Below are 25,640 nucleotides of genomic sequence, written 5' to 3'. Positions count from 1 at the left end.
ATAATTTAAAATACACTAGCGTACAATGATTAATAGTGATAGAATAATTCCGTAAATGGTCAAATAGGATTTAGACTATATTTTGACTAATTCATTAAATCAAGGACATCAAGATCAGACTACAAGGAGGATATTTAATGAATCTATTTAAAAAACAAAAATTCAGTATACGTAAATTTACAGTTGGTACGTTCTCAACAGTGATTGCTACATTAGCATTTATCACACATACAGGACATGCAGCTGAATTGGATGAGCAAAGTCAATCTGCTCAACAAAAGGTTACTGAAACAAGCGGTACAGATGATACTAATCAAAAATCAACTGCTCCTGATAATGCATCTTCACAAGTAGAATCTAAAGAAGACGCAAGCAACCCACCTTCTAAAGTGGAAACGAAAGCAGATAATAATCCTGCACCAAAACAAAACTCAGTTGATGATACAAGTGCTAAATCGAGCAAGTCTGAAACTTTAAGTAACAATAAAAATTCAAACAAAGATTTAGCTGAGACAAAGTCTAAAGATATTAATGTTGACACTAATCAACCATTATCAGAAGAAAAAACGTCATCAAATGAAAAGCGTAATACGGCTAAACATAAAAGAGTGAAACGTGATGCCAGTGATGCGACTTCAAATACACAATCGCAGCAGGATCCGATGGCAATTAATGAAACAAACTCAGGTCAAATTATTAATGGTAATTTCACTGATACATCTAACGGTGCGGAACTTCCTACTGCAGCAACAGAATCAGCTATGGATGCTGCAAGTACAATACCAGGATGGCAAGTAGTCAATAGTCAACAAACACAAATTCCACTAGTTTGGGGACCTAAAGCTTTACCATCATATACGTATGTTACATTTGATAAGACTAATAACAAAATTGGTGCTGTATTATCTAAATATAGCGATAACTTATCATATGGTAGACCAGATAATAGTGTAGGACCGATTTATCAAGATATCGATGTTACACCAGGTTCAGAATTACAATTCCATTTTATTGGTACATCTATGGGGAACGTATCTGGATTTAATAGTGCACGTTTATATGTCTATGATGCTAATAATCCTTCAACATTATTATATAAAGGTACACCTAAAACGAGTGGCCAACCTTTTGGTATTTTTAAAGGGGTATTTAATGTACCTGATAATATTTCAAGAATCAGAGTTCAATTCGAATCTTTAGTGAATGTTAGTCATGACACTTACAGTGGCCACCGTTTACTTAAAGGCCCTAATAACTTTGGTGGTGGTGTAGTTGCCGACGTTTCTGTGAATACCGGTGCTTACTTGAAAGTAAGTGCAGCTCAAACAGAATATCAAGCAAACTCTACTTCTGCGTCATCACCTAATGTCAATGCTAAATTAAATTTTTCTATTGAGAATAAAGGACACTCAAGTTCTAACAAAACTCAATATAAAGTTGTTTTACCAGAAGGGGCTACTTTTGTTACTGCAGAAAATGCAACAGGTTCATTTAATGAAGATACAAGAGAGTTGACACTTAATATTAATCCAATAGACGCTGGTTCTACACGAGATATATCTTATACTGTTTCATTACCTACTTCAGTTCCAATTAAAAAAGATTTTAACGGTAATCTGATTTATCAAACTGAAGGTATTAACATGAACCGAAAAAATGGTTCAAGAGACCTTGCTACGCAAACACCTGGTGATAATAACTACCTTCGATATGGTGGTAATAATGAGTTTATTATTGCTGAAAGTGATCAAAGACAAGGTACTACGAATGCATCAACACAATCTGTAACTGTCTTTATGTATAAAGATGCTATCAATAATAAAATAAGTGAGATTGAAACAGAACTTGCTCAAGCAAATCAAAATGATTACTCTACGGAGGCGTGGAACAATCTTCAAACAGCACTCACAAATGCAAAAGTTGTTAAAAATGAAACTGAATCAACACCATTAACAGATAGAAAGAATCAAGCCGAAATTAATAATTTATTATTAAACCTAGAAAAAGCAAAAGCTAAATTTGATATTGATAAAGCTGCTAAAGCTAGAGAAAATGTCATTAATAGTAACACTGAAGCTACTACTGAAGAAAAACAAGTCGCTTTAACTAAATTACAAAATAAATACACAGAAGCAAAAGGTGAAATTGATAATTTAACTACTAGTAGTGATATCGCTCCTTCAAAAGAAGCTAAAATCGCTCAAATTAACACAATTAATGTGACTGCATCTAAAAAAGCAGAAGCGAAAAAAGCTATTGAAGCGGCATTGACTGAGCGCAAAGTTTATATCGATAGTCATTATGATGCAACACAAGAAGAAAAAGATGTGGCTATGGCAAAAGCAACTGAAGAAGCTAACAAGGCGAAAGCATTAATTGATCAAGCAACTTCAAATAATGATGTAGACCAAGCTCAAACTAATGGAACAAACGTTATTAATAGTATTGATGCTGATGTAATCAAAAAAGCAAATGCTAAAAAGGCTATTGACCAAGCTGCAGAAGCTAAAAAGGCGTTAATTAATCAAATTAGTGATGCAACACAAGAAGAAAAAGACGCTGCGATTCAAAGAGTCACAGATGAAGTTAGAAATGCTGATAGACTTATTGATCAATCTACAAATAATGATGGTGTCGATGAAGTTCAAGCGCACAGTACTAGTACAATTAATAATATTCAACCTGAAATAGCTAAAAAACCTGCTGCAAAACAAGCGATTGACACTGCAGTCTTAAATCAAAAAGCATTAGTCAACAATAATAATGAGGCTACTCAAGAAGAGAAGAATGTCGCTTTAGCTAAAATCGATGAAGCAGCAAAACAAGCAAAGGCTGCAATTGATGCTGCAACTACTAATAGTGCGGTAGATGAAGCAACTAACAGCAATACTGCTATTATTTCAGGAATTCTTCCTGACACTGTGAAGAAAGCTGCAGCAAGAAAAGCAATTGATGATGCTGCAACTGCTAAAAAAGAAGCTATTAATAATACACCTGATGCAACACAAGAAGAGAAAGACGCAGCAATTGCTAAAGTCGATGCAGCTGTTACAGCAGCAAAACAAGCAATAGCACAAGCAACTACTAATGATAGTGTGGATCAAGCACAAAATAATGGTAGTTCATCTATTGCTAGTATCCAACCAGAAGTCGTTAAAAAAGCAGCAGCAAGAAAAGCGATTGATGATGAAGTTGTTGCTAAGAAAGCAGCAATTGATACTGTTAACGATGCTACAGAGGAAGAAAAACAAGCAGCAAAAGCCAAAGTCGATGCTGAAGCTACAAAAGCCAAAGTAGCGATTGATCAAGCTAATACAAATAATGAAGTAGAACAGGCTAAATCATCTGGTGTAACAACTATTGAAGGTATCCAACCAGATACAATTAAAAAATCATCAGCAAAACAAGCAATCGATGATAGTGCAACTGCTAAGAAAGCAGCAATTGATAATAATAGTGACGCTACACAAGAAGAGAAAGACGCAGCAAAAGCCAAAGTCGATGCTGAAGTTGCAAAAGCAAAAACAGCGATTAATCAAGCAACAACAAATGATGGTGTTGATCAAGCGAAAGACTCAGGTACTAATGCAATATCAATTATTCAACCTGATGTTGTTAAAAAAGCTGCCGCTAGAAAAGCAATCGATGATGCAGCGATAGCTAAGAAAAAATGAAATTGATCAGCATCCAACCGCTACACAAGAAGAAAAAGACGCAGCCAAAGCAAGAGTAGATGCTGAAGTACAAAAAGCTAAGGATGCAATTACGCGAGCAAATACTAATAATGATGTAGATCAAGTTCAAAATTCAGAAACTACTACAATTGCAGGTATTCAAGTAGATGCAGTTAAAAAATCTACAGCGAAACAAGCAATTGACGATGCAGCAACTGCTAAGAAGCAAGAAATTGACCAACACCCTACAGCAACACAAGAAGAAAAAGATGCAGCCAAAGCAAAAGTGGATGAAGAAGTCACTAAAGCCAAAGCAGCAATTGATCAAGCAACAACAAATGATGGTGTAGATCAAGCAAAAGACAATGGTGTTAACACGATTCATAATATCCAACCAGAGTCAATTGAAAAAATTAAAGCAAAACAAGCAATAGATGAAACTGTAACAGCTAAAAAGAATACAATTGATCAAGATGGCACTACTACACAAGAAGAAAAAGACGCAGCCAAAGCAAAAGTAGATGAAGAGGCAACTAAAGCAAAACAAGCTATTGATCAAGCAAGCACTAATGATGCTGTACATGAAACTAGAGATAATGAAATAACTGCTATTAACAAAATTCAACCTGAAGCAATTAAAAAAGCTGAGGCGAAACAAGCAATCGATGATGCTGCTACAGCTAAAAAAGCTAAAATTGACCAAGTTTCTAATGCTACACAAGAAGAGAAAGACGCAGCCAAAGCAAAAGTTGACGAAGAAGTAACAAAAGCTAAATCAGCTATAGATAAAGCCGTTACAAATAATGATGTTGACCAAGCAAAAACGAATGGAACTACAATAATTTCTTCAATAGAACCAAAAACTATTAAAAAAGCTGAGGCGAAACAAGCAATCGATGTGGCAGTATCAGCTAAAAAACAAGAAATTGATAATAATGAAAATGCTACTCAAGAAGAAAAAGATGCTGCTAAAACAAAAGTAGATGAAGAAGCAACAAAAGCAAAAGCAGCGATTGATCAAGCTTCTACTAATAATGATGTAGATCAAGTTAAAACATCAGGTGAAACAACAATTTCATCTATCCAACCAGAAGTTGTTAAAAAAGCAGAAGCAAAACAAGCAATTGATGATGCAGTGACTGCTAAAAAAGCCGAAATTGATCAAAACCAAGAAGCTACTAAAGAAGAGAAAGACGCAGCGAAAGCAAAAGTAGATGAAGAAGCAACAAAAGCAAAAAATAGCATTGACCAATCATCAACAAATAATGATGTAGATCAAGCTAAAACAGACGGCGCTTCAGCTATAGCAAAAATCCAACCAGAAGTTGTTAAAAAAGCAGAAGCAAAACAAGCAATCGATGAAGCGGTGACTGCTAAAAAAGCCGAAATTGATCAAAATCAAGAAGCTACTAAAGAAGAGAAAGATGCAGCGAAAGCAAAAGTAGATGAAGAAGCAACAAAAGCAAAACAATCTATTGATAATTCGACAACAAATGAAACAGTAGATCAAGCTAAAACTCAAGGCGTTAATACTATTACATCTATTCAACCTGAAATAGTTAAAAAGTCAGAAGCAAAACGTACAATTGACGAAGTTGCTAAAGCTAAGAAGCAAGCAATTGATAATAACACAAATGCAACTCAAGAAGAAAAAGATGTAGCAAAAACAAAAGTAGATGAAGAAGTTACTAAAGCTAAGAGTGCTATAGATCAAGCAACAACTAACGACGGAGTTGACCAAGCAAAAAATAACGGCCATACAGCTATAACACCAATTGAACCTGAAACAGTTAAAAAACCTGAAGCTAAAAATGCTATAGATGAAGTAGCTAAAGCTAAAAAAGAGTTAATCGATCAAACACCAAATGCAACAAAAGAAGAGAAAGATGCAGCAAAAGCTAAAGTAGATGAAGAAGTCACTAAAGCTAAAAAAGAAATAGATCAAGCTATTACAAATAGTGATGTTGATCAGGTTAAAAATAAAGGAACAAATGGCATTAATAGTGTTGTAGTTGAAGTAGTGAAAAAAGACGAAGCTAAAAAAGCAATCGATGAATTAGTACGTGCTAAGAAAGCCGAAATCGACAAAAATCACAATGCAACTAAAGAAGAAAAAGACACTGCAAAAGCTAAAGTCGACGAAGAAGCTAAAAAAGCAAAAGATAATATAGATCAAGGAACTACAAATGACGAAGTAGATCAAGCTAAAAATAGTAGTAGCGATATTATCAAAAAAATTCAACCAGATACTACTAAGAAAACTGTTGCGAAACAAACGCTTTTAGATCAAGCAAAAGCTAAGAAAGCCGAAATCGATAAAAATCACAATGCAACTAAAGAAGAAAAAGATGCAGCAAAAGCAGAGGTTGATAAAATAATTGATAAGGCTAATAGAGCAATAGATAATGCAAATACTAATGACGATGTTGATAAAGTTCAAGTTAATTTCACTTCTAAAATAAAAGAAGTTAAAATCAAAATTGTTAAAAAGCCACAGGCTAGAAAAAATATTTTAAATATAGCGAGAAAACAAAAAGCTAAAATTGATAATCTAAATGGTTTAACAGATGAACAAAAAAATAAAGCTAAAAACATGATTGATGAAATTGTTAAAAATGCTTTAGAAAAATTGGAAAATGATATTAATAACAACGACGTTGATGCAATTACAAATAAAGCCATTGAAGATATTGAAAAAGTTAATCCATTAAGTTCAAAAGGTAAGGAATATTTACCAAGTGGCAATAATAATGGTGGAGATAGAAATAATAATAATTCAGGTGATAATTATAATACTAGCTCAGGTAACAACAAAGGGTCTATTAAATTACCAAGTACTGGTAAAGAAAGTCAAAATCAATCACCTTTAGCAGGTTTAGCGTTGATAAGTGGTTTATTCTTATTCTTGAAAAATAGAAAAAGAAACAAAGAAAATAATTGATCAATGAGTTAAATTGGAAATCAGACTTCACAAAATTGTGGGGTCTGATTTTTTATTATTCATTTGCAAAAAACATATAATGATTTAAAATATAATTTTTTAAAGATTTATGTTATGTGAAAATCTTATGTAATGAAAAATTTATTCTGGTTATTTTAGATGAATGATGATATTATAAAAAGTATGATAACAATTGCATAAAATCATATCATACAATTTAATAGCAACACTCATTATTATTCATTATTACTATTACAACAAGACAAGAACATCAAGGAGGACAATAATGAATCTTTTTAAAAAACAGAAATTTAGTATTCGTAAATTTAGTGTAGGAATATTTTCCACTGTTATAGCTACACTGACTTTCTTATCACACCCAGGTCATGCAGCAACTCAAGAGGAAGAAAGTAATTCTTCGCAAACTACCTCACAAAATGTTAAATCTCAAACCATTGATAAATCAATAAATAATAATGATAAATACATAGATTCTGAAAATAATAATGGATCTGTTAACGATTTAGTAACTAATCAAAAGATTAACAATGAAATTAAATCTAAAGTAGAAAATATTAATGATCCCAAAAACATAGATAATCGAGAAACAAACAACTTATCTAGAGATAACAATCAAAGTACGGTTTCTAATGAAGGCAATCCAACTACTGAAAATCTTTTGAAAAATGAAAGTAATCATATTACTGTAAATAAAAATAATTTAGTACATAAAAGAACTAAACGTTCTACTGATACAATTGTTACAAATAATCAAGATCAAATGAGTTTAAATGAAACCAATTCTGGTCAAATTGTTAACGGTACTTTTACGGATACGTCTAATGGAGCAGTTATTCCTACGAATCAAACTGTGTCTGAAATGAATCAGGCAAGTAAGATTACAGGATGGCATGTCAAAGATAACGATCAAACAGTAATACCACTTATATGGGGACCTAAAGCATTACCACCTTACAATCCTTATGTTTTTGATAAAACTAAAAATAAAATTGCCGCAGTATTATCCAAATATCCAAGTAATGTTAGTGGGGTAGCAGCAGATAAGACTGTTGGTCCAATATACCAAGATATAGATGTTACGCCAGGATCAGAAATTCAACTAAATTTCATGGGTACTTCGATGGGTAATACACAAGGTATCAATGGTGTTAAAGTATCAATCTATGATGCGAATAATCCTACTGATTTACTTTACGCAGGTAGACCTAATACAGCTGGTAAATCATTTGGTGTATTTACAGGTGTATTTAATGTGCCTAACAATGTTTCAAGACTAAGATTTATGTTTGAAACACATGAAAAAAGAAGTTATGAAAGTGCAAATGGCGGTAGACTTTTAAAAGGTAATAATAATTTTGGTGGAAGTGGATTAGCAGATGTGAAAGTAAATAGTGGTGCATACTTAAAAGCAACTACTACAGAAACACAATATAAAGTTACATCCCCTTCATCTATTGCAACTACAGTAAATACTACACTAAATGTCGCATTAGAAAATAAAGGACACTCCCGTTCGAATAAAACGCAATATAAAGTAATTTTACCAGAAGGAGCTCAATTTATTTCAGCTCAAAATGCTAGAGCAAGTTATAATACATCCACTAGATTGTTAACATTAAATGTAGATAGAATAGAGCCAGGAGCGATTAAAAACATTGCTTATACTGTTTCATTACCGACTTCAGAACCTATTAAAAAGGATTTCGATGCAACATTAGTTTATGCTACTGATGGTATAAATATGAATAGAAGAAATGGAAGTCGTGATTTTGGTTTGAATGCCGATGATAACTATTTTAGATATGGTGGTAATAACGAGTATATAAAAACTGAATCAGATCAAAGAAAAGGTAATATTAATGTTGAAACACAATCTGTTACTGTCGAAATGTATAAAACTGCTTTACAAGAGAAATTTAATGAAATATCTGCTCAAATAGAGCATTTAAACCAACATGATTATTCACAAGAAGCTTGGTCATCGATGCAAAATGTTCTAAATGCATCACGTCAAATTTTAAATGAAAACGATGATACGCCTATAAGTGAAAGAAAAAATCAAGCAACTATTAATGATTTAACTTTAAAATTAGATAAAGAAAGAGCAAAACTAGATATAGATCAAGTTGCAGAGTCGCGTAAAGCAGCAATTAATAATAATAATGATGCGACTAGAGAAGAAAAAGATGCTGCTTTAACACTTTTAAAAGCAACTTTGGACGAAAAAAATAGAGATATTGAAAGTGCATCTAATACTAATGAAATTTCAGAAAGAAAGAATCAATCGGTAGTTGATATTGATCCTATAGATGTTATTCCAACAATTAAGCAACAAGCGATACAAGCGTTGCAAGATAAAGCCAATGAAAAACTAATTGAAATTGAGAATGATACAAACGCAACATTTGAAGAAAGAGAAACAGCTAAAACAAGTGTTAATGAAGCGCTCATTAATGCGACTAATGATGTGAGAAATGCAACAACTAATCAGTTAGTTGAAACAGCTCAAACTTCAAATACTAACCATATTGGTCAAATTGTTCCTAACTCAGTTCATAGAAATAATATGAAACAAGAATTAGAAAGGGCTATTGCTTCTAAAAAGTCCGTAATTGATAACGATACTAATGCAACCATTGAAGAAAAAAATGAAGCGAAAGCAAAAATTGATGAAATTGCTAATCAAGCACGATTAAATATAGAGCGAGGTGTGCATAATACTGATGTTACGACTGCAAAAGAGAATGCAGTTAACAAAATCAATGATGTACAAGTTAACGCTGTTAAAAAGAATCTTGCTAGACAAGCAATAATAGATCAAGCAAATGCGAAGAAATCTGAAATAGATAGAACACCAAATGCCACAGACGAAGAAAAAGCAGCAGCAAAAGCAAAAGTCGACGAGGCAGTGAATAATACGAAAGCAGCAATAGACCAAGCGACAAATAATGCCGGTGTAGATGCAGCAAAATCATCTGGTTTAGATGCAATTAATCAAGTCCAACCAGTGGTTGTAAAAAAAGACGATGCAAAAACAGCAATAGATGAAGCAGCCCGTGCTAAGAAAGTAGAAATCGATCAAACACCAAACGCGACAGATGAAGAAAAGGCAGCAGCAAAAGCAAAAGTCGATGAGGCTGTAAGTAATGCGAAGAATGCAATAGACCAAGCGACAAATAACGCAGGCGTAGATACAGCGAAAACTGAAGGAACAGACGCCATTAATAACGTCCAACCAACAGTTGAGAAAAAAGCACAAGCAAAAACAGCAATAGATGAAGTAGCCCGTGCTAAAAAAGCAGAAATCGATCAAGCACCAAACGCAACGGACGAAGAAAAGGCAGCAGCCAAAGCGAAAGTCGATGAAGCAGTGACAACTGCTAAAAATGCGATAGATCAAGCAACAAATAACGCAGGCGTAGACACTGCAAAAGGATCTGGAGTAGAGTCAATTAATCAAGTCCAACCAACGGTTGTTAAGAAAGACGAAGCGAAAACAGCAATTGACAAAGCAGCCGAAGCTAAGAAAGCAGAAATCGATCAAACGCCAAACGCGACAGATGAAGAGAAGGCAGCAGCGAAAGTCGATGAAGCAGTGAATAGTGCGAAGAATGCGATAGACCAAGCGACAAATAACGCAGGTGTAGACACTGCTAAATCTTCAGGTATAGACGCAATCAATCATGTTCAACCAACGGTTGTTAAGAAAGACGAAGCAAAAGCAGCAATCGATAATGCAGCGCAAGCAAAGAAAGCAGAAATCGATCAAACGCCAAACGCGACGGACGAAGAAAAGGCAGCAGCCAAAGCGAAAGTTGATGAAGCAGTGACAACTGCTAAAAATGCGATAGATCAAGCAACAAATAACACAGGCGTAGATACTTCTAAATCTTCAGGTGTAGACGCGATCAATCATGTTCAACCAAGTGTTGTTAAGAAAGATGAAGCGAAAACAGCGATTGATAATGCAGCGCAAGCAAAGAAAGCAGCAATCGATCAAACACCAAACGCAACAGATGAAGAAAAAGCAACAGCAAAAGCAAAAGTCGATGAGGCTGTAAGTAACGCTAAGAATGCGATAGACCAAGCGACAAATAACGCTGACGTAGATACAGCAAAAACAAACGGTGTAGATTCAATCAACAATGTGCAACCAACGGTTGTTAAGAAAGACGAAGCAAAAGCAGCGATTGATAATGCAGCGCAAGCAAAGAAAGCAGAAATCGATCAAACGCCAAACGCGACGGACGAAGAGAAGGCAGCAGCGAAAGCGAAAGTCGATGAGGCAGTGAATAATACGAAAGCAGCAATAGACCAAGCGACAAATAATGCCGGTGTAGATGCAGCAAAAACAAACGGTGTAGATTCAATCAACAATGTGCAACCAACGGTTGAGAAAAAAGCCCAAGCAAAAAACGCAATAGATGAAGCAGCTCGTGCTAAGAAAGCAGAAATCGATCAAACACCAAACGCAACAGATGAAGAAAAAGCAACAGCAAAAGCAAAAGTCGATGAAGCAGTGACAACTGCTAAAAACGCGATAGACCAAGCGACAAATAACGCAGGTGTAGAAACTGCTAAATCTTCAGGTGTAGACGCGATCAATCATGTTCAACCAAGTGTTGTTAAGAAAGATGAAGCGAAAACAGCGATTGATAATGCAGCACAAGCAAAGAAAGCAGAGATCGATCAAACACCAAATGCCACAGATGAAGAAAAAGCAGCTGCAAAAGCGAAAGTCGATGAAGCAGTGAATAGTGCGAAGAATGCGATAGACCAAGCGACAAATAACGCTGACGTAGATACTTCAAAAACCAACGGTGTAGATTCAATCAACAATGTGCAACCAACGGTTGTTAAGAAAGACGAAGCGAAAACAGCAATCGATAATGCAGCCCGTGCTAAGAAAGTAGAAATAGATCAAACACCAAACGCGACAGATGAAGAAAAGGCAGCAGCGAAAGCAAAAGTCGATGAGGCGGTAAATAACGCTAAAACAGCGATAGACCAAGCAACAAATAACGCAGGTGTAGATACAGCAAAAACAAACGGTGTAGATTCAATCAACAATGTGCAACCAACGGTTGAGAAAAAAGCACAAGCAAAGAACGCAATAGATGAAGCAGCTCGTGCTAAGAAAGCAGCAATCGATCAAACACCAAACGCAACAGATGAAGAAAAAGCAACAGCAAAAGCAAAAGTCGATGAAGCAGTGACAACTGCTAAAAACGCGATAGACCAAGCGACAAATAACGCAGGTGTAGACACTGCTAAATCTTCAGGTGTAGACGCGATTAATCATGTTCAACCAAGTGTTGTTAAGAAAGACGAAGCGAAAACAGCAATCGATAATGCAGCGCAAGCAAAGAAAGAAGAAATCGATCAAACACCAAATGCCACAGATGAAGAAAAAGCAACAGCAAAAGCAAAAGTCGATGAGGCTGTAAGTAACGCTAAGAATGCGATAGATCAAGCAACAAATAACACAGATGTAGACACTGCTAAATCTTCAGGTGCAGACGCGATCAATCATGTTCAACCAAGTGTTGTTAAGAAAGACGAAGCGAAAACAGCAATCGATAATGCAGCGCAAGCAAAGAAAGAAGAAATCGATCAAACACCAAACGCAACAGAAGAAGAAAAAGCAACAGCCAAAGCGAAAGTCGATGAAGCAGTGACAACTGCTAAAAACGCGATAGATCAAGCGACAAATAACACAGGCGTAGATACTGCTAAATCTTCAGGTGTAGACGCGATCAATCATGTTCAACCAACGGTTGAGAAAAAAGCACAAGCAAAACAAGCAATCGATAATGCAGCGCAAGCAAAGAAAGCAGCAATCGATCAAACACCAAACGCGACAGATGAAGAAAAAGTAGCAGCCAAAGCGAAAGTTGATGAAGCAGTGACATCAGCTAAAAATGCGATAGATCAAGCAACAAATAACACAGGTGTAGACACTGCTAAATCTTCAGGTGTAGACGCGATCAATCATGTTCAACCAATTGTTGTTAAGAAAGACGAAGCAAAAGCAGCGATTGATAATGCAGCGCAAGCAAAGAAAGCAGAAATCGATCAAACACCAAACGCAACAGATGAAGAAAAAGCAACAGCAAAAGCAAAAGTCGATGAGGCTGTAAGTAACGCTAAGAATGCGATAGATCAAGCAACAAATAACGCAGATGTAGACACTGCAAAAGCATCTGGAGTAGAGTCAATTAATCACGTTCAACCAACGGTTGTTAAGAAAGACGAAGCGAAAACAGCAATTGACAAAGCAGCCGAAGCAAAGAAAGCAGAAATCGATCAAACGCCTAATGCCACAGATGAAGAAAAGGCAGAAGCGAAAGCAAAAGTCGATGAGGCTGTAAGTAACGCTAAGAATGCGATAGACCAAGCAACAAATAACGCAGGTGTAGATACAGCAAAAGCAAACGGTGTAGATTCAATTAACAATGTTCAACCAACGGTTGAGAAAAAAGCACAAGCAAAACAAGCAATTGACAAAGCAGCAGAAGCTAAGAAAACGGAAATCGATCAAACGCCAAACGCGACAGACGAAGAAAAGGCAGCAGCGAAAGCAAAGGTAGACGAAGTAATTAAAATTGCGAAAGAAAATATTGATAAATCTTTAAACAATAGCGAAGTTGATGCATCTTTAAGTAAAGGTAAATTGGATATAAACAAAGTTCAAACTACAGTTATTGCGAAAAATAAAGCACTTAAACATCTGATGGATATTGCAACTAAGCAAAAAGCAATCATTGATTCAAATAAATCTGCAACTGATGAAGAAAAAATGCGTGCAAAACATAAGATTGATCAAATAATAAATCAAGCTTTTGCAGAAATTAAAAAAGCGAAAAGTAATAGAGAAGTTAAAGCAATTGATATTAAATATAGTAAGTTAATTACACAAATAAATACCTTAGCTAAAGCTAAACTAAACGCTAAAAAAGTAATTTTAAGTAAAGGTAAGGATATAGTAGAAAAAATAGAGAATTCACAAAATATTTCTAATGAAGAAAAGAATAAGTTAAAGACACTTGTAGATAATATTGTTAAAAGTTCATTATTAAGAATTGATAAAGCTACACATGATACTCAATTAAGTCAAATTGTTGAAGAAACTGAAGCTAAACTTAACGATATTAAATTTAATAAAATGAAAAATACTGAAAAAATTTCTAAAATAGAAAAAGAAGCTTCTAAAAATAAAAATCCTAGAGTCAATTCTAAATTAAAATTAATAGAATTTAATGGAAATACTTTATTACCTAATACAGGTATTAAAAAAGTAGAAGATGTTGTACCATTAACTCAATTGTCTTTAATTAGTGGATTATTCTTACTATTAATATCAAAGCGAAGAAAAAATGTTAAATAAGATTGAAATACGCTCTTTACCGGTAATCAGAAATTAAATTTTAAAAGAACTTCCTTCAAACGTTTAAATCCTAATTTGTTTGAAGGAAGTTCTTTTGTTCTATTTAAAAATGGCTGCTTCATGTCCAGCAACATGGCCAGTTACTAATGCACTAGTAATATTATAGCCACCTGTATAACCGTGAATATCTAATACTTCTCCACATAAAAATAAACCAGGTTGTATTTTTGACATCATCGTTTTTGGCCAAATTTCTTTTAAACTTACACCACCACCAGTTACAAAGGCTTTATCAATTGGTAAAGTGCCGTTCACTTTAAAGGTAAAGGCTTTAAAACAGTCAACTAATTGTTTTAGTTGTTGGTTTGATAGGTGATGATATGTAGTATTTTCATCGATTTGAGCTCGTTTGAGCATAAATAACAAATATCGTTCTTCTATAAGTCCTTTTAAACTATTTTTTATGTACTTATCAGGTTCTTCAATTAAAATAGATGTTATTTTTTCCTCTAGAACATGATTTTTGTATTCTGGAAAAACATCTAATTGCATATTAATTTCTTTTTTCTTTTGATTTTTTTGTTCTTTATAAACAAATTGACTACATCTTAGTGCTGCTGGTCCACTTATACCAAAATGAGTAAATATCATATCCATTTGATGGCTAATTCGTTTTTTACCGTTTTTCTTAAGCACGGATAATTCTACATCTTTAAGACTTAAACCTTTAAGTTCTTTGGATTTAATAAAGTGTTCTGCTGAAGTAATAGGAACTTCAGTAGGGAAGAGTTCAGTAATGCTATGACCTAAACTTTCCGCAAATTTGTAGCCATCTCCAGTTGAACCTGTTTGAGGTACACTTGTGCCTCCAGTTGCAATGATGACACTTTTACTTAAAAATGAGCCTTTATCAGTTATAACTTTAAATATCCCATTGTCTTCTACATTAATATCGTTAACGATCGTTTCTTCTTTAATATCGACTTTATTTTGTTTAATGGTGTTTACAAGTGTATCTACTACATCTTGAGATTTATTAGATACTGGAAACATACGACCGTGATCTTCTTCTTTTAATTTTACGCCTTTAGATTCAAAAAAGTGTATGATTGATTCGTTATCAAATACAGAAAAAGGGCTATATAAAAATTTTCCATTACCTGGTATGTTTTTAATTATTTCTGCATATGGTAATCGATTCGTAACATTACATCTACCGCCACCAGAAATTTTAAGTTTTCTACCTAAACCTTTCTTTTTCTCTAATAAAAGTACTTTTTCACTTTGCTCAGATGCAGCAACTGCAGCCATGAGTCCGCTAGGTCCACCACCTATGATTATTGTTTGATACATTGAGAAACCTCCGTCTTATTATCTTAGTGCTATTATTATAATTTAAATTACGATTGAATTCTTAACAATTTTAGTTATAATTTAAGATTGGTTCATTAACAAATGAATATATATCTTGATTTATTATGCGTTTAAACTTAAATTTAGGAAAACTATTAAAGTCATTAGTAAACAATTAGTATTTTGTGATATATTTTATAGTAATGCAAGCCCTTCAAGAAGGTTTTAAATTAAATAATTTGATTATTAAAAAGGCAGGAAGATTAAATATGAGTGAAAATAAGGAAATGGTAAGAGGTACCTTTCTCATTACATTAAGTATTCTAATAACTAAAATATTAGGTGTACTTTTTGTAATTCCTTTTTATGCCATTATGGGTGCAAATGCGGAAGAAAAGTTAGCACCATTTAACTATGCATATGTTCCATATAATATCGCAATTGCTGTTGCAACAGCGGGAATACCATTAGCAGCCTCAAAATTTGTAGCTAAGTACAATGCTTTAGGTGCGTATAAAGTTGGACAGAAATTATATAAATCAAGTTTTATCGTTATGTCCATATCAGGAATAATAGGATTTTTAATTCTATTTTTCTTAGCGCCAGATATTGCTTCTCTAACTTTAGGACGTAAAGAGGGCAAAGGCGGATGGACAATTGATGATATTACTTGGATCATTCGAGTGATAAGTATGGTAGTTGTATTTATACCATTACTTGCTACATGGCGTGGTGTATTCCAAGGGTACGAATCAATGGGACCTACAGCTGTTTCTGAGGTAACAGAACAACTCGCTAGAATTGTGTTTATACTTATCGGAAGTTTCTTAGTATTAAATGTCTTTCATGGTTCTTACTTACAAGCAAATGGTATAGCTACGTTTGCAGCCGCGATAGGTGCTATTGCTGGTTTACTAACGCTTTGGTACTACTGGCGAAAACGTAAGCCACATATTCAAAAAATGGTAGCATCCGATAATTCTGGACTAGATGTTTCTTATACTAAAATGTATAAAGAAATAATTTCATATAGTATTCCATTTGTTATTGTAAGTCTGAATTTCCCACTATTTAATTTAGTGGACCAATTTACACACAATAATGCATTAGATGCAGCAGGATTCCATGCGAATAAAGACTATTTCTTTACTATCTTAAACTTTACAACAAACAAAATTGTTATGATACCAACATCATTAGCAGCGGGTTTTGCAGTTAGTTTAATACCATTTATTACCAAGACTTTTGCTGAAGGTCGCTTAACAGAAATGCATCGTCAAATTAGAACGTCTATTGGCGTATTAATGTACATAACAGTGCCAGCAAGTCTTGGAATAATGGCATTATCATCTCCTTTATACACTGTATTCTATCAATATAATCCAGATGGTAATAAAATACTATTTTACTATGCACCAGTTGCAATTTTAATTTCTTTATTAAGTGTAACTGCGTCAATGCTACAAGGGATTAACAAACAAAAATTAACAGTTTTTGTAATTTTAGGATCTGTAATTGTTAAATTAATCTTGAATATTCCATTAATTATGATATTCCATACAGCAGGTGCAGTTTTAAGTACTGCTATTGCGCTTACAGTCGCTAACATCGCGAACCTAATGATTTTGAAAATTTATGCTAAATTCCATTTTACAGATACATTTGTTCAAGTTGCTAAAATTTTCATTTATAGTTTAATCATGATGATAAGTGTTGAAGTTGTTTACTTTATTTTAAGCTTGTTCATATCTGTCGATCGTAAATCTGGAGCGTTTATTATTCTGATTATTGGCGTTATTGTAGGTGGTCTCATCTATGGTACAATTACAATTAAAAATAGATTGGCTGATGAGTTTTTAGGAGATTTACCTGGTAAAATTCGTCGAAAAGTTGGTTTCTTAAGATGAGATTAGATAAATTTTTAGCTAATATGGGTGTGGGAACACGTTCTGAGGTAAAGCAACTTTTAAAAAAAGGGACCGTTACAGTTAACGATTCGATAGAGAAATCACCTAAATGTCATATTAATCCAGAAGACGATATTGTGATGGTAAATGGAAAACAAATTACGTTTATTAATCATATTTATATTATGCTCAATAAACCTAAGGGCTATATTTCAGCTACGCATGATGGAACGAATCGCACTGTCATAGATTTAATTCCAGAATATCAACATTTAGATATCTTTCCTGTTGGTAGATTAGATAAAGATACAGAGGGATTATTGCTTATCACAAATGACGGTCAGTTTAGTCATGAATTGATGAGTCCCGTTAAACATGTATCAAAGACATATGAAGTCATCTCTCAACATACGATATCTGATGATGATATTGAAGCTTTTAAGCAGGGGATCACGCTATCTGATGGACCAGTTAAACCTGCTTTACTAACAAGAGTAAATGAGACTACGTCACAGGTGACCATTTATGAAGGTAAGTATCATCAAGTTAAAAGGATGTTTCATGCCATTGAAAATGAGGTATTAGAATTAAAACGTCTTAAAATCGCTAATTTGGCGTTAGATGAAAATCTTAAATCTGGTGAGTATAAGTTACTCTCAGATGACGAATTAAAGCTTTTACAGCATTCATAAAGGAGAAGGTGTTTACTATGTCTAAAACTACAGGCTTATTTAGAATTATTGCTGGAGTCGGTGCTGCAACTGCAGCAGTTGTATTATCTCGAAAAGAAAGTAGAGACAAATTAAAAGAGCAATATAATAAATACAAAGAAGATCCAGAAAGTTATAAAGAAAATGCAAAAGGATTAGCGAGTCAATTAGGTTCAAAAGCTAATGAAACAATTCAAGAGGTTAGAAATAACCCTCAAGAATACGCTAATCGCTTGAAAAATGATCCAAAATCATTCTTAGAAGAAGAAAAATCAAAATTTACTAATTTAGATGCAAACAAAGAAGATGCACTAGAAGAAGGTAAATTTGATGATGAAGGTGGCGCTACTGTTAATAACAATTTAAGAGTAGTCACTGAAGAAGATTTAAAGAAAAATAAAAATGCGTTAGAAGATAAAGATTAATTTTGTGATATTTATAAGCGCAAGAGAAATAACATTATGATAATGCTACTTTGCCAATAGGCAGTAGCTGACTGAACTGAGAATACACTTAAATCATGCTTTTTTCAGTTCTGGTCATCCTTTCGGGGTGGGACAACGAATTTAAAAAGAATTCTGTCCCATTCTTTTTTTATAAATATGGAATGAAAGATTTGTGTACAAAAAATTAAATGTCATTGATATGTATGATTTACACAAACTGCGTCAAATAGCGTATAAATATGGAGGTTTTATAAAATTTTTAACATAAAATTTTATAAAATCTATAAATATTCTGACATCTTACTGTAATTTTTCGTTATAGTTATGTAAAATAAACTGTATATTTATTGAAAAGGAAGTTGATCTCGAATGTGGAAAGAGAAAGTTCAAGAATATGAAGGTCAAATAATCGATGATTTGAAAGGTTTACTTTCGATTGAGAGTGTCAGAGATGATTCAAAAGCATCTGATGAAACTCCAGTTGGTCCGGGGCCTCGTCAAGCGCTTGATTATATGTACGAAATAGCACAAAGAGATGGTTTTTCTACCCATGATGTAGATCATATTGCAGGCAGAATTGAAGCAGGTAAAGGTGACGATGTTTTAGGTATTTTATGTCATGTCGATGTCGTGCCTGCAGGAGATGGATGGGACTCAGATCCATTTAATCCTGTGGTAACTGATGATGCAATTATTGCTAGAGGTACGCTAGATGACAAAGGACCGACAATAGCAGCCTATTACGCAGTCAAAATTTTAAATGAAATGAAAGTTGATTGGAAGAAACGTATTCATATCATTATTGGTACAGATGAAGAGTCAGATTGGAAATGTACTGAAAGATATTTCCAAACGGAAGAAATGCCAGCATTAGGATTTGCACCTGATGCAGAATTTCCAGCTATTCATGGAGAAAAAGGAATCACAACTTTCGATTTAGTTCAGAATAGTACGTCTGAAGATCAAGATGAACCAGATTATGAATTGATTTCGTTTGAATCTGGTCAACGTTACAATATGGTACCTGATCATGCTCAAGCACGCGTATTTGTCAAAGAAAACATGACCGACGTTGTTCAGCATTTCGAACACTATTTAGATGAGCATAAACTACAAGGTGAGAGTGTCGTTGATAGTGGAGAGTTAGTCCTAACGGTTGAAGGTAAAGCTGTTCATGGTATGGATCCATCATTAGGTGTTAATGCTGGCTTATACTTATTAGATTTCTTATCAACATTAAATCTAAATCAAACAGCAAGAGAATTTGTAGACTTTAGTAATCGTTACCTTCACGAATCACATTTTGGTGAGAAGATGGGAATGAAATTCCATACAGATGTTATGGGCGATGTAACTACAAATGTTGGTATTATTTCTTATGACCATAAACATGCTGGCCGATTTGGCATTAATTTACGTTATCCACAAAATTTTGAATTTGAAGAAGCTATACAGCGATTTACTAAAGAAATTAAAGAATATGGATTTGATCTTGAATTAGGCAAAGTTCAGCAACCTCATTTTGTAGACAAAAATGATCCTTTTGTACAGAAATTAGTTACAGCTTATAGAAATCAAACTGGCGATATGTCTGAACCCTATACAATAGGTGGAGGTACATATGCTAGAAACCTTGATAAAGGTGTGGCATTTGGAGCCATGTTTGAAGATTCAGAGGATTTAATGCATCAAAAGAATGAATATATTACTAAAAAACAATTATTCAATGCAACAAGTATCTATTTAGAAGCAATTTACTCACTATGTGTGGAGGGATAAACTATGACAAAAGTATTTATTAACGGTGAATTTATCGATCAAAGTGAAGCAAAAGTCTCTTATGAAGATCGTGGTTATGTATTCGGTGATGGTATTTATGAATACATTCGAGCATATGACGGGAAATTATTTACAGTTACAGAACATTTCGAGCGTTTTTTAAGAAGTGCTGCGGAAATACAATTAGATTTAGGATATACAGTCGAAGAATTAATTGATGTAGTTAGAGAATTATTAAAGGTAAATCAAATAAAAAATGGTGGCATTTACATCCAAGCTACACGTGGTGTAGCACCAAGAAATCATTCTTTCCCAACACCTGACGTAAAGCCTGTCATTATGGCATTTGCTAAAAGTTACGATCGACCTTTTGAAGATTTGGAAAACGGAATCAATGCAGCAACTGTAGAAGATATTAGATGGTTACGTTGCGACATTAAAAGTTTAAACCTTTTAGGAAATGTACTTGCAAAAGAATATGCAGTTAAATACAACACAAGTGAAGCAATTCAACATAGAGGCGATATAGTTACAGAAGGTGCTTCAAGTAATGTGTATGCAATTAAAGATGGTGCAATCTATACGCATCCCGTTAATAATTACATTTTGAATGGTATTACGCGTAAAGTAATTAAATGGATATCTGAAGATGAAGATATTCCATTTAAAGAAGAAACGTTTACTGTTGAATTTTTGAAAAATGCTGATGAAGTCATTGTTTCAAGTACATCTGCCGAAGTGACACCTGTTGTTAAAATAGATGGTGAGCAAGTTGGTGAAGGCACAGTAGGACCTGTTACGCGCAAACTTCAAGAAGGATTTAATAAATACATTGAAACGAGAAGTAATTAATTAAATAAATAATTGATTATTAAAGAACGTACTGATTCTAAATTTATAGAATTTGAGTACGTTCTTTTTGATTTTATAATGTAAATAAATTTCATGAATTAAATTAAAAATACGCAGTTTAATGGTCTGAAAATGTGTTATAATAAAACCTAAAGATTGAAACGTAATTTAGCCATAATCGACTAGTAAAATGTATCTTTTTGTTTCTCATTTTCAGTTGAAAAAAAAGGCTAAAAATTATAAAATCATCATTGAGTGATAAAAGAGACGTATTTATTTAAATAAATGTTTGGGGACAGTAACAATTTATTTATAATAATAACTTATGTATAAAAATATAATTATTTAGAAATATATAGTCGTGTTTTCCAACAAACGATTATATCAAATTAGAATATATGGCTCTTGAAAACTATATTTCTCGAGCCATTTTCTAATTGAAAGTGAGGTGAACGAGTTGGAGCAGTTTTATCAATTAGGGTGGACACTTGATTCAGCAGGAGGTGCTTCTGGTGAAGCATATATGGCTGAACAGGACGGTCAAAAGCTATTTTTAAAGCGTAATTCTAATCCATTTATTGCAGCATTGTCAGCTGAAGGTATTGTACCTAAATTAGTATGGACCAAACGTATTGAAACAGGTGAAGTTGTCACAGCCCAACACTGGAAAAATGGCAGAGAACTTGAACCAGATGAAATGTATCAAGCACGTGTTGCTGCATTGCTTAAAAAGATTCATGGTTCTAAACCTTTACTGAATATGCTTAAACGTATGGAAATGGAACCCATCACGCCTAATATCATGTTGAAAAAGATTAATGCATCACTATCAAGAGAAGTATTAACACATCACATTATTCGTAAATCATTAACATACCTTGAAGAACATATCCCCAATATGGATTCTCGTTTCTTTACGGTTGTACATGGAGATGTAAATCATAACAACTGGCTACTATCTGATAGAGATGAATTATTCTTAGTAGATTGGGAAGGCGCAATGATTGCCGATCCTGCTATTGATATTGGAATGCTGCTCTATAACTACGTTCCCGAAAAAAATTGGTCTGACTGGTTTAAGACGTATGGCGTAGAAGAAAGCATAGACTTAAATAAACGTATGAAATGGTATACAGTCATTCAATCAATTGGTATGGTTCAATGGTATGAAGAGCAAAAAAGATTCAAAGATATGAATAATTGGCTAAAATTTTTAAACGAGGTTATGAATAGTAATTTATTTATCTAAGGGAGATTTCAAGTATGAGAGTTCGCTATAAACCATGGGCGGAAGATTATTTAAAAGAACATCCTGATTTAGTAGATATGGATGGCACACATGCAGGAAAAATGTCGGAGTGGTTTGATAAAGAACAACCCATCTATATAGAAATTGGCTCTGGTATGGGGCAGTTTATAACAACGTTAGCCTCTAAATTCCCAGAAATTAATTTTGTATCTATGGAACGCGAAAAAAGTGTCATGTATAAAGTACTAGATAAAGTGAAAGAACAAGGCCTGACAAATTTAAAAATGATATGTAATGACGCTATAGAATTAAATGAGTATTTCAATGATGGTGAAGTTGCACGAATTTATTTAAATTTCTCTGACCCATGGCCGAAAAAAAGACACGCTAAACGTCGATTAACATATCATACTTTTTTAGCGCTATATCAACAAATCCTTAAAGAAGATGGAGAAATCCATTTTAAAACGGATAACAGAGGCTTATTCGCGTTTAGTTTAGAAAGTATGTCGCAATATGGTATGTACTTTACTAAATTAAATCTCAATCTTCATGAAGAAGATGATGAAGATAATATATTGACAGAATATGAGAAGAAATTTTCCGATAAAGGTTCTAGAATTTATCGAATGGAAGCAAAATTTCATAAAGACATTGAACATTAATTTAAAGTTGTGACTTTGATCATCATGAAGATTCACGGTAGTTAGTGAGATTGAGTGAAGGCTAATGCATCACTTGTTATAGTTTAAAACGTCATTCCAAGAGTGGAACATTGAATTCGACAAGAATTCTGTTCTGCTCTTTTCTGTTTATATATTCTTAAATTGGATATTGTAATGTAAGATTATTTCATATATTGAAATACTTGATAAATAAAAAGATGGAAGGTGTTTAATATGAAGTTAGGTGCATTTAATATCACTTATTTAAATGGGGGTATGACGCAAATGGATGGTGGTGCTATCTTTGGCGTTGTACCTAAACCGCTGTGGACGAAAAAGTATGATGTGAATGAAAGAAATCAAGTTCCTAACTTAACATATCCAATTTTAATTCAGACTGGCGATAAGAACATTATCATCGATGCTGGAATTGGAAATCATAAATTAACAGACAAACAACTTAAAAATTATGGTGTCGAATATGAAAGTCATATTCAATTTGATTTAGAAAAATTAAATTTGACTGTGGAAGATATCGATATTGTATTAATGTCACATATGCATTTTGATCATGCGACAGGGTTAACGGATACTGAGGGTAATTCTATTTTTCCAAATGCAATGCACTATGTGCAACAAGACGAGTGGCATGAATTTATAAGTCCAAACATTCGTAGTAAAGCAACCTATTGGGAAATAAATAGAGGTACATATGAAGATAAAATGATACTTTTTGATGAATTCATTGAAGTTTATCCAGGGATTCATATGAAGCATGTTGGTGGTCATAGTTATGGACAATCAATTATTACAATTGAGAGTGAAGGTGAGCGTGCAGTTCACATGTCCGATATATTACCTACAAATGCACATACCAATCCACTTTGGGTTATGGCATATGATGATTACCCAATGACGTCTATTCGAGAAAAAGAAAGATTAATACCATACTTTATTTATCATGATTATTGGTTCTTATATTATCATGATCATGTTTACTTCGCGACGCAATATGAGTCAGATGGAAAGACGATTAAGCAATCAATTAAACGATAAAGAAAGTGATATAAAGCGATTTGGTAACGTTGTTATCCATTTTTTAATGAACGATTATAATAGGGAGCCGGACTAAGAATTTATATTCATTCAGTCCAGCTCCCTATTATGTTCAGTTTATTATAATTCAATAATATTTAAAATTTCACCAGATTTTGCATCTGCATAAAAGATATATTCCATCTTTTGATCATTCTTAACTTGAGTAATGCCGCCTTGAAAAATGAAACGATTTGGATATAGATTGTCATCTACATACGGCTCATGAAGAATAAACGATCCTGTGATGTTCATAAAGTAAGATTTGGCTTCATCCAATACTTTATCAGGATTTTGCATTTTATTCTTTTCTTTTAGGAAATAAATAAAAAAGACAGTGGCTATACCTGTAACTAGAGCAACTGAAATTGAGATGTATTTGTAAGTTTGACGTGTCATAATCTCTACCTCTCTATTAATAGTTCTTATCATTAGTGTACCATATTCAAAATGATATAATACATTTAAGGAGTGTGTTAGTTAAGATGGATAAGCATAAAACATTAGAACGAATTAAGGCATTAACCGAATTACATGGTGCACCAGGTTTTGAAGAGGATGTACGAAATTATATGAAAAATGAAATGTCACCATATGTTGATGAGTTTATCGTAAATCGTATGGGTGGTTTCTATGGCGTTAAAAAATCTAAAAAAGCTAATGCTAAGAAGGTAATGATTGCTGCGCATATGGATGAAATAGGGTTCATGATTACAAACATTACTTCGAATGGTATGCTACAGTTTACCAATCTTGGTGGTGTAGCAAACGATATTTGGCAAGGTCAACGTCTTCAAGTAAAAAATAGAAAAGGCGACATTATAGTAGGGATTGTCTCTAATATTCCGAAACATTTTAGAACAGGCAACGAAGCGGTGCCAGAAATAAAAGATTTGATGCTAGATATCGGTGCAAGTTCTGATGATGAAGTAAGACAGATGGGAATAGAAATAGGAGATACGATTGTTCCGAATACTGAATTAACGCAATTAACTGAACATCGATATAGCGCGAAAGCATGGGATAATCGATATGGTTGTGTCATTGCGATTGAAATATTAGAATTGTTGAAGAATGTCGATTTGGATGTTGATTTATACGTTGGCGCTAATGTTCAAGAAGAAGTAGGCTTACGTGGTGCAAAAGCAGCAGCTGAACTCATTCAACCCGATGTTGCACTTGTAGTGGATTGTTCTCCAGCAAATGATATTAAAGGTGCAAATCAATTATCAGGTGAATTAGGTGAAGGGACTTTAATTCGAATTAAAGACGGTACCATGATTTTACAACCTGAATTTAGAGACTATCTACTTAAATTAGCAGATGATAATAATATAAATTACCAATATTATATTTCACCGGGTGGCACAGATGGTGGTGAAATTCACAAAGCTAATATTGGTATTCCAACTGCTGTAATTGGTGTTTGTGCTAGATACATTCACAGTACTAATGCTGTTTTTGATATTAGAGATTATTTCTCAGCAAGACAATTACTAGAACAAGTTATACTCAACTTAACTGAAGAACAAATTAATAAATTACAATTTCAAGAATAAGG

At 33.7% G+C, this 25,640-nt stretch carries 13 protein-coding genes and 1 pseudogene; 12 read left to right on the top strand and 2 right to left on the bottom strand.

Annotation, left to right across the window (positions count from 1 at the left end):
• Positions 1–137 precede the first annotated feature (137 nt).
• The 3 genes and pseudogenes from AK212_RS13865 to AK212_RS13415 form a co-directional block, all read left to right on the top strand.
• A complete protein-coding gene (locus AK212_RS13865; RefSeq protein ID WP_231119784.1) occupies positions 138–3,674 on the top strand; it encodes a SasC/FmtB family protein in 3,537 nt (1,178 codons plus the stop codon).
• Position 3,675: 1 nt separating this feature from the next.
• Positions 3,676–6,615, top strand: a complete 2,940-nt coding sequence (locus tag AK212_RS13860) for a DUF1542 domain-containing protein (RefSeq protein WP_244881440.1) — start codon at positions 3,676–3,678, stop codon at positions 6,613–6,615.
• A 286-nt stretch (positions 6,616–6,901) separates the two neighbouring features.
• Positions 6,902–13,783: pseudogene (locus AK212_RS13415) on the top strand (SasC/FmtB family protein); the annotation flags it as partial.
• Positions 13,784–14,122: 339 nt separating this feature from the next.
• Here the strand turns inward: AK212_RS13415 and AK212_RS09630 are convergent.
• Complete coding sequence (locus AK212_RS09630; RefSeq protein ID WP_053030518.1) at positions 14,123–15,376, bottom strand: BaiN/RdsA family NAD(P)/FAD-dependent oxidoreductase; 1,254 nt, start codon at positions 15,374–15,376, stop codon at positions 14,123–14,125.
• Between the two features lie 269 nt (positions 15,377–15,645).
• On the opposite strand from AK212_RS09630, the gene AK212_RS09625 reads away from it, so the two are divergent.
• From AK212_RS09625 to AK212_RS09590, 8 genes are all read left to right on the top strand, one after another.
• Entirely contained in the window at positions 15,646–17,283 is a 1,638-nt protein-coding gene (locus AK212_RS09625; RefSeq protein WP_053030516.1) for a putative polysaccharide biosynthesis protein, read from the top strand.
• Entirely contained in the window at positions 17,280–17,975 is a 696-nt protein-coding gene (locus AK212_RS09620) for a pseudouridine synthase (RefSeq protein WP_053030514.1), read from the top strand. The genes AK212_RS09625 and AK212_RS09620 overlap by 4 nt, the downstream gene beginning before the upstream one ends.
• Before the next feature lie 17 nt (positions 17,976–17,992).
• On the top strand, positions 17,993–18,418 hold the full coding sequence (locus AK212_RS09615; RefSeq protein WP_053030512.1) for a YtxH domain-containing protein: 426 nt from the start codon (positions 17,993–17,995) through the stop codon (positions 18,416–18,418).
• Positions 18,419–18,808: 390 nt separating this feature from the next.
• Entirely contained in the window at positions 18,809–20,218 is a 1,410-nt protein-coding gene (locus tag AK212_RS09610; protein WP_053030510.1) for a Cys-Gly-3M3SH dipeptidase, read from the top strand.
• Between the two features lie 3 nt (positions 20,219–20,221).
• Positions 20,222–21,070: a D-amino-acid transaminase gene (gene dat / locus AK212_RS09605; protein WP_053030508.1), complete on the top strand. Its 849-nt coding sequence runs from the start codon at positions 20,222–20,224 to the stop codon at positions 21,068–21,070.
• Between the two features lie 457 nt (positions 21,071–21,527).
• A complete protein-coding gene (locus tag AK212_RS09600; RefSeq protein WP_053030507.1) occupies positions 21,528–22,319 on the top strand; it encodes a phosphotransferase family protein in 792 nt (263 codons plus the stop codon).
• Between the two features lie 14 nt (positions 22,320–22,333).
• Entirely contained in the window at positions 22,334–22,984 is a 651-nt protein-coding gene (gene trmB / locus AK212_RS09595) for a tRNA (guanosine(46)-N7)-methyltransferase TrmB (RefSeq protein ID WP_053030505.1), read from the top strand.
• A 234-nt stretch (positions 22,985–23,218) separates the two neighbouring features.
• Complete coding sequence (locus AK212_RS09590; protein ID WP_053030504.1) at positions 23,219–24,040, top strand: YtnP family quorum-quenching lactonase; 822 nt, start codon at positions 23,219–23,221, stop codon at positions 24,038–24,040.
• Between the two features lie 120 nt (positions 24,041–24,160).
• Here the strand turns inward: AK212_RS09590 and AK212_RS09585 are convergent, their stop codons facing one another.
• Positions 24,161–24,478: a hypothetical protein gene (locus AK212_RS09585; protein WP_053030503.1), complete on the bottom strand. Its 318-nt coding sequence runs from the start codon at positions 24,476–24,478 to the stop codon at positions 24,161–24,163.
• An 86-nt stretch (positions 24,479–24,564) separates the two neighbouring features.
• Between AK212_RS09585 and AK212_RS09580 the strand changes: the two genes are divergently transcribed.
• Complete coding sequence (locus tag AK212_RS09580; RefSeq protein ID WP_053030499.1) at positions 24,565–25,638, top strand: M42 family metallopeptidase; 1,074 nt, start codon at positions 24,565–24,567, stop codon at positions 25,636–25,638.
• Positions 25,639–25,640: the final 2 nt, after the last annotated feature.

It is taken from the genome of Staphylococcus borealis, from assembly GCF_001224225.1.
Taxonomy (GTDB): domain Bacteria; phylum Bacillota; class Bacilli; order Staphylococcales; family Staphylococcaceae; genus Staphylococcus; species Staphylococcus borealis.
The sequence above is the reverse complement of the archived record's forward strand: the minus strand, read 5'-3'. Positions and strand labels throughout refer to the sequence as shown.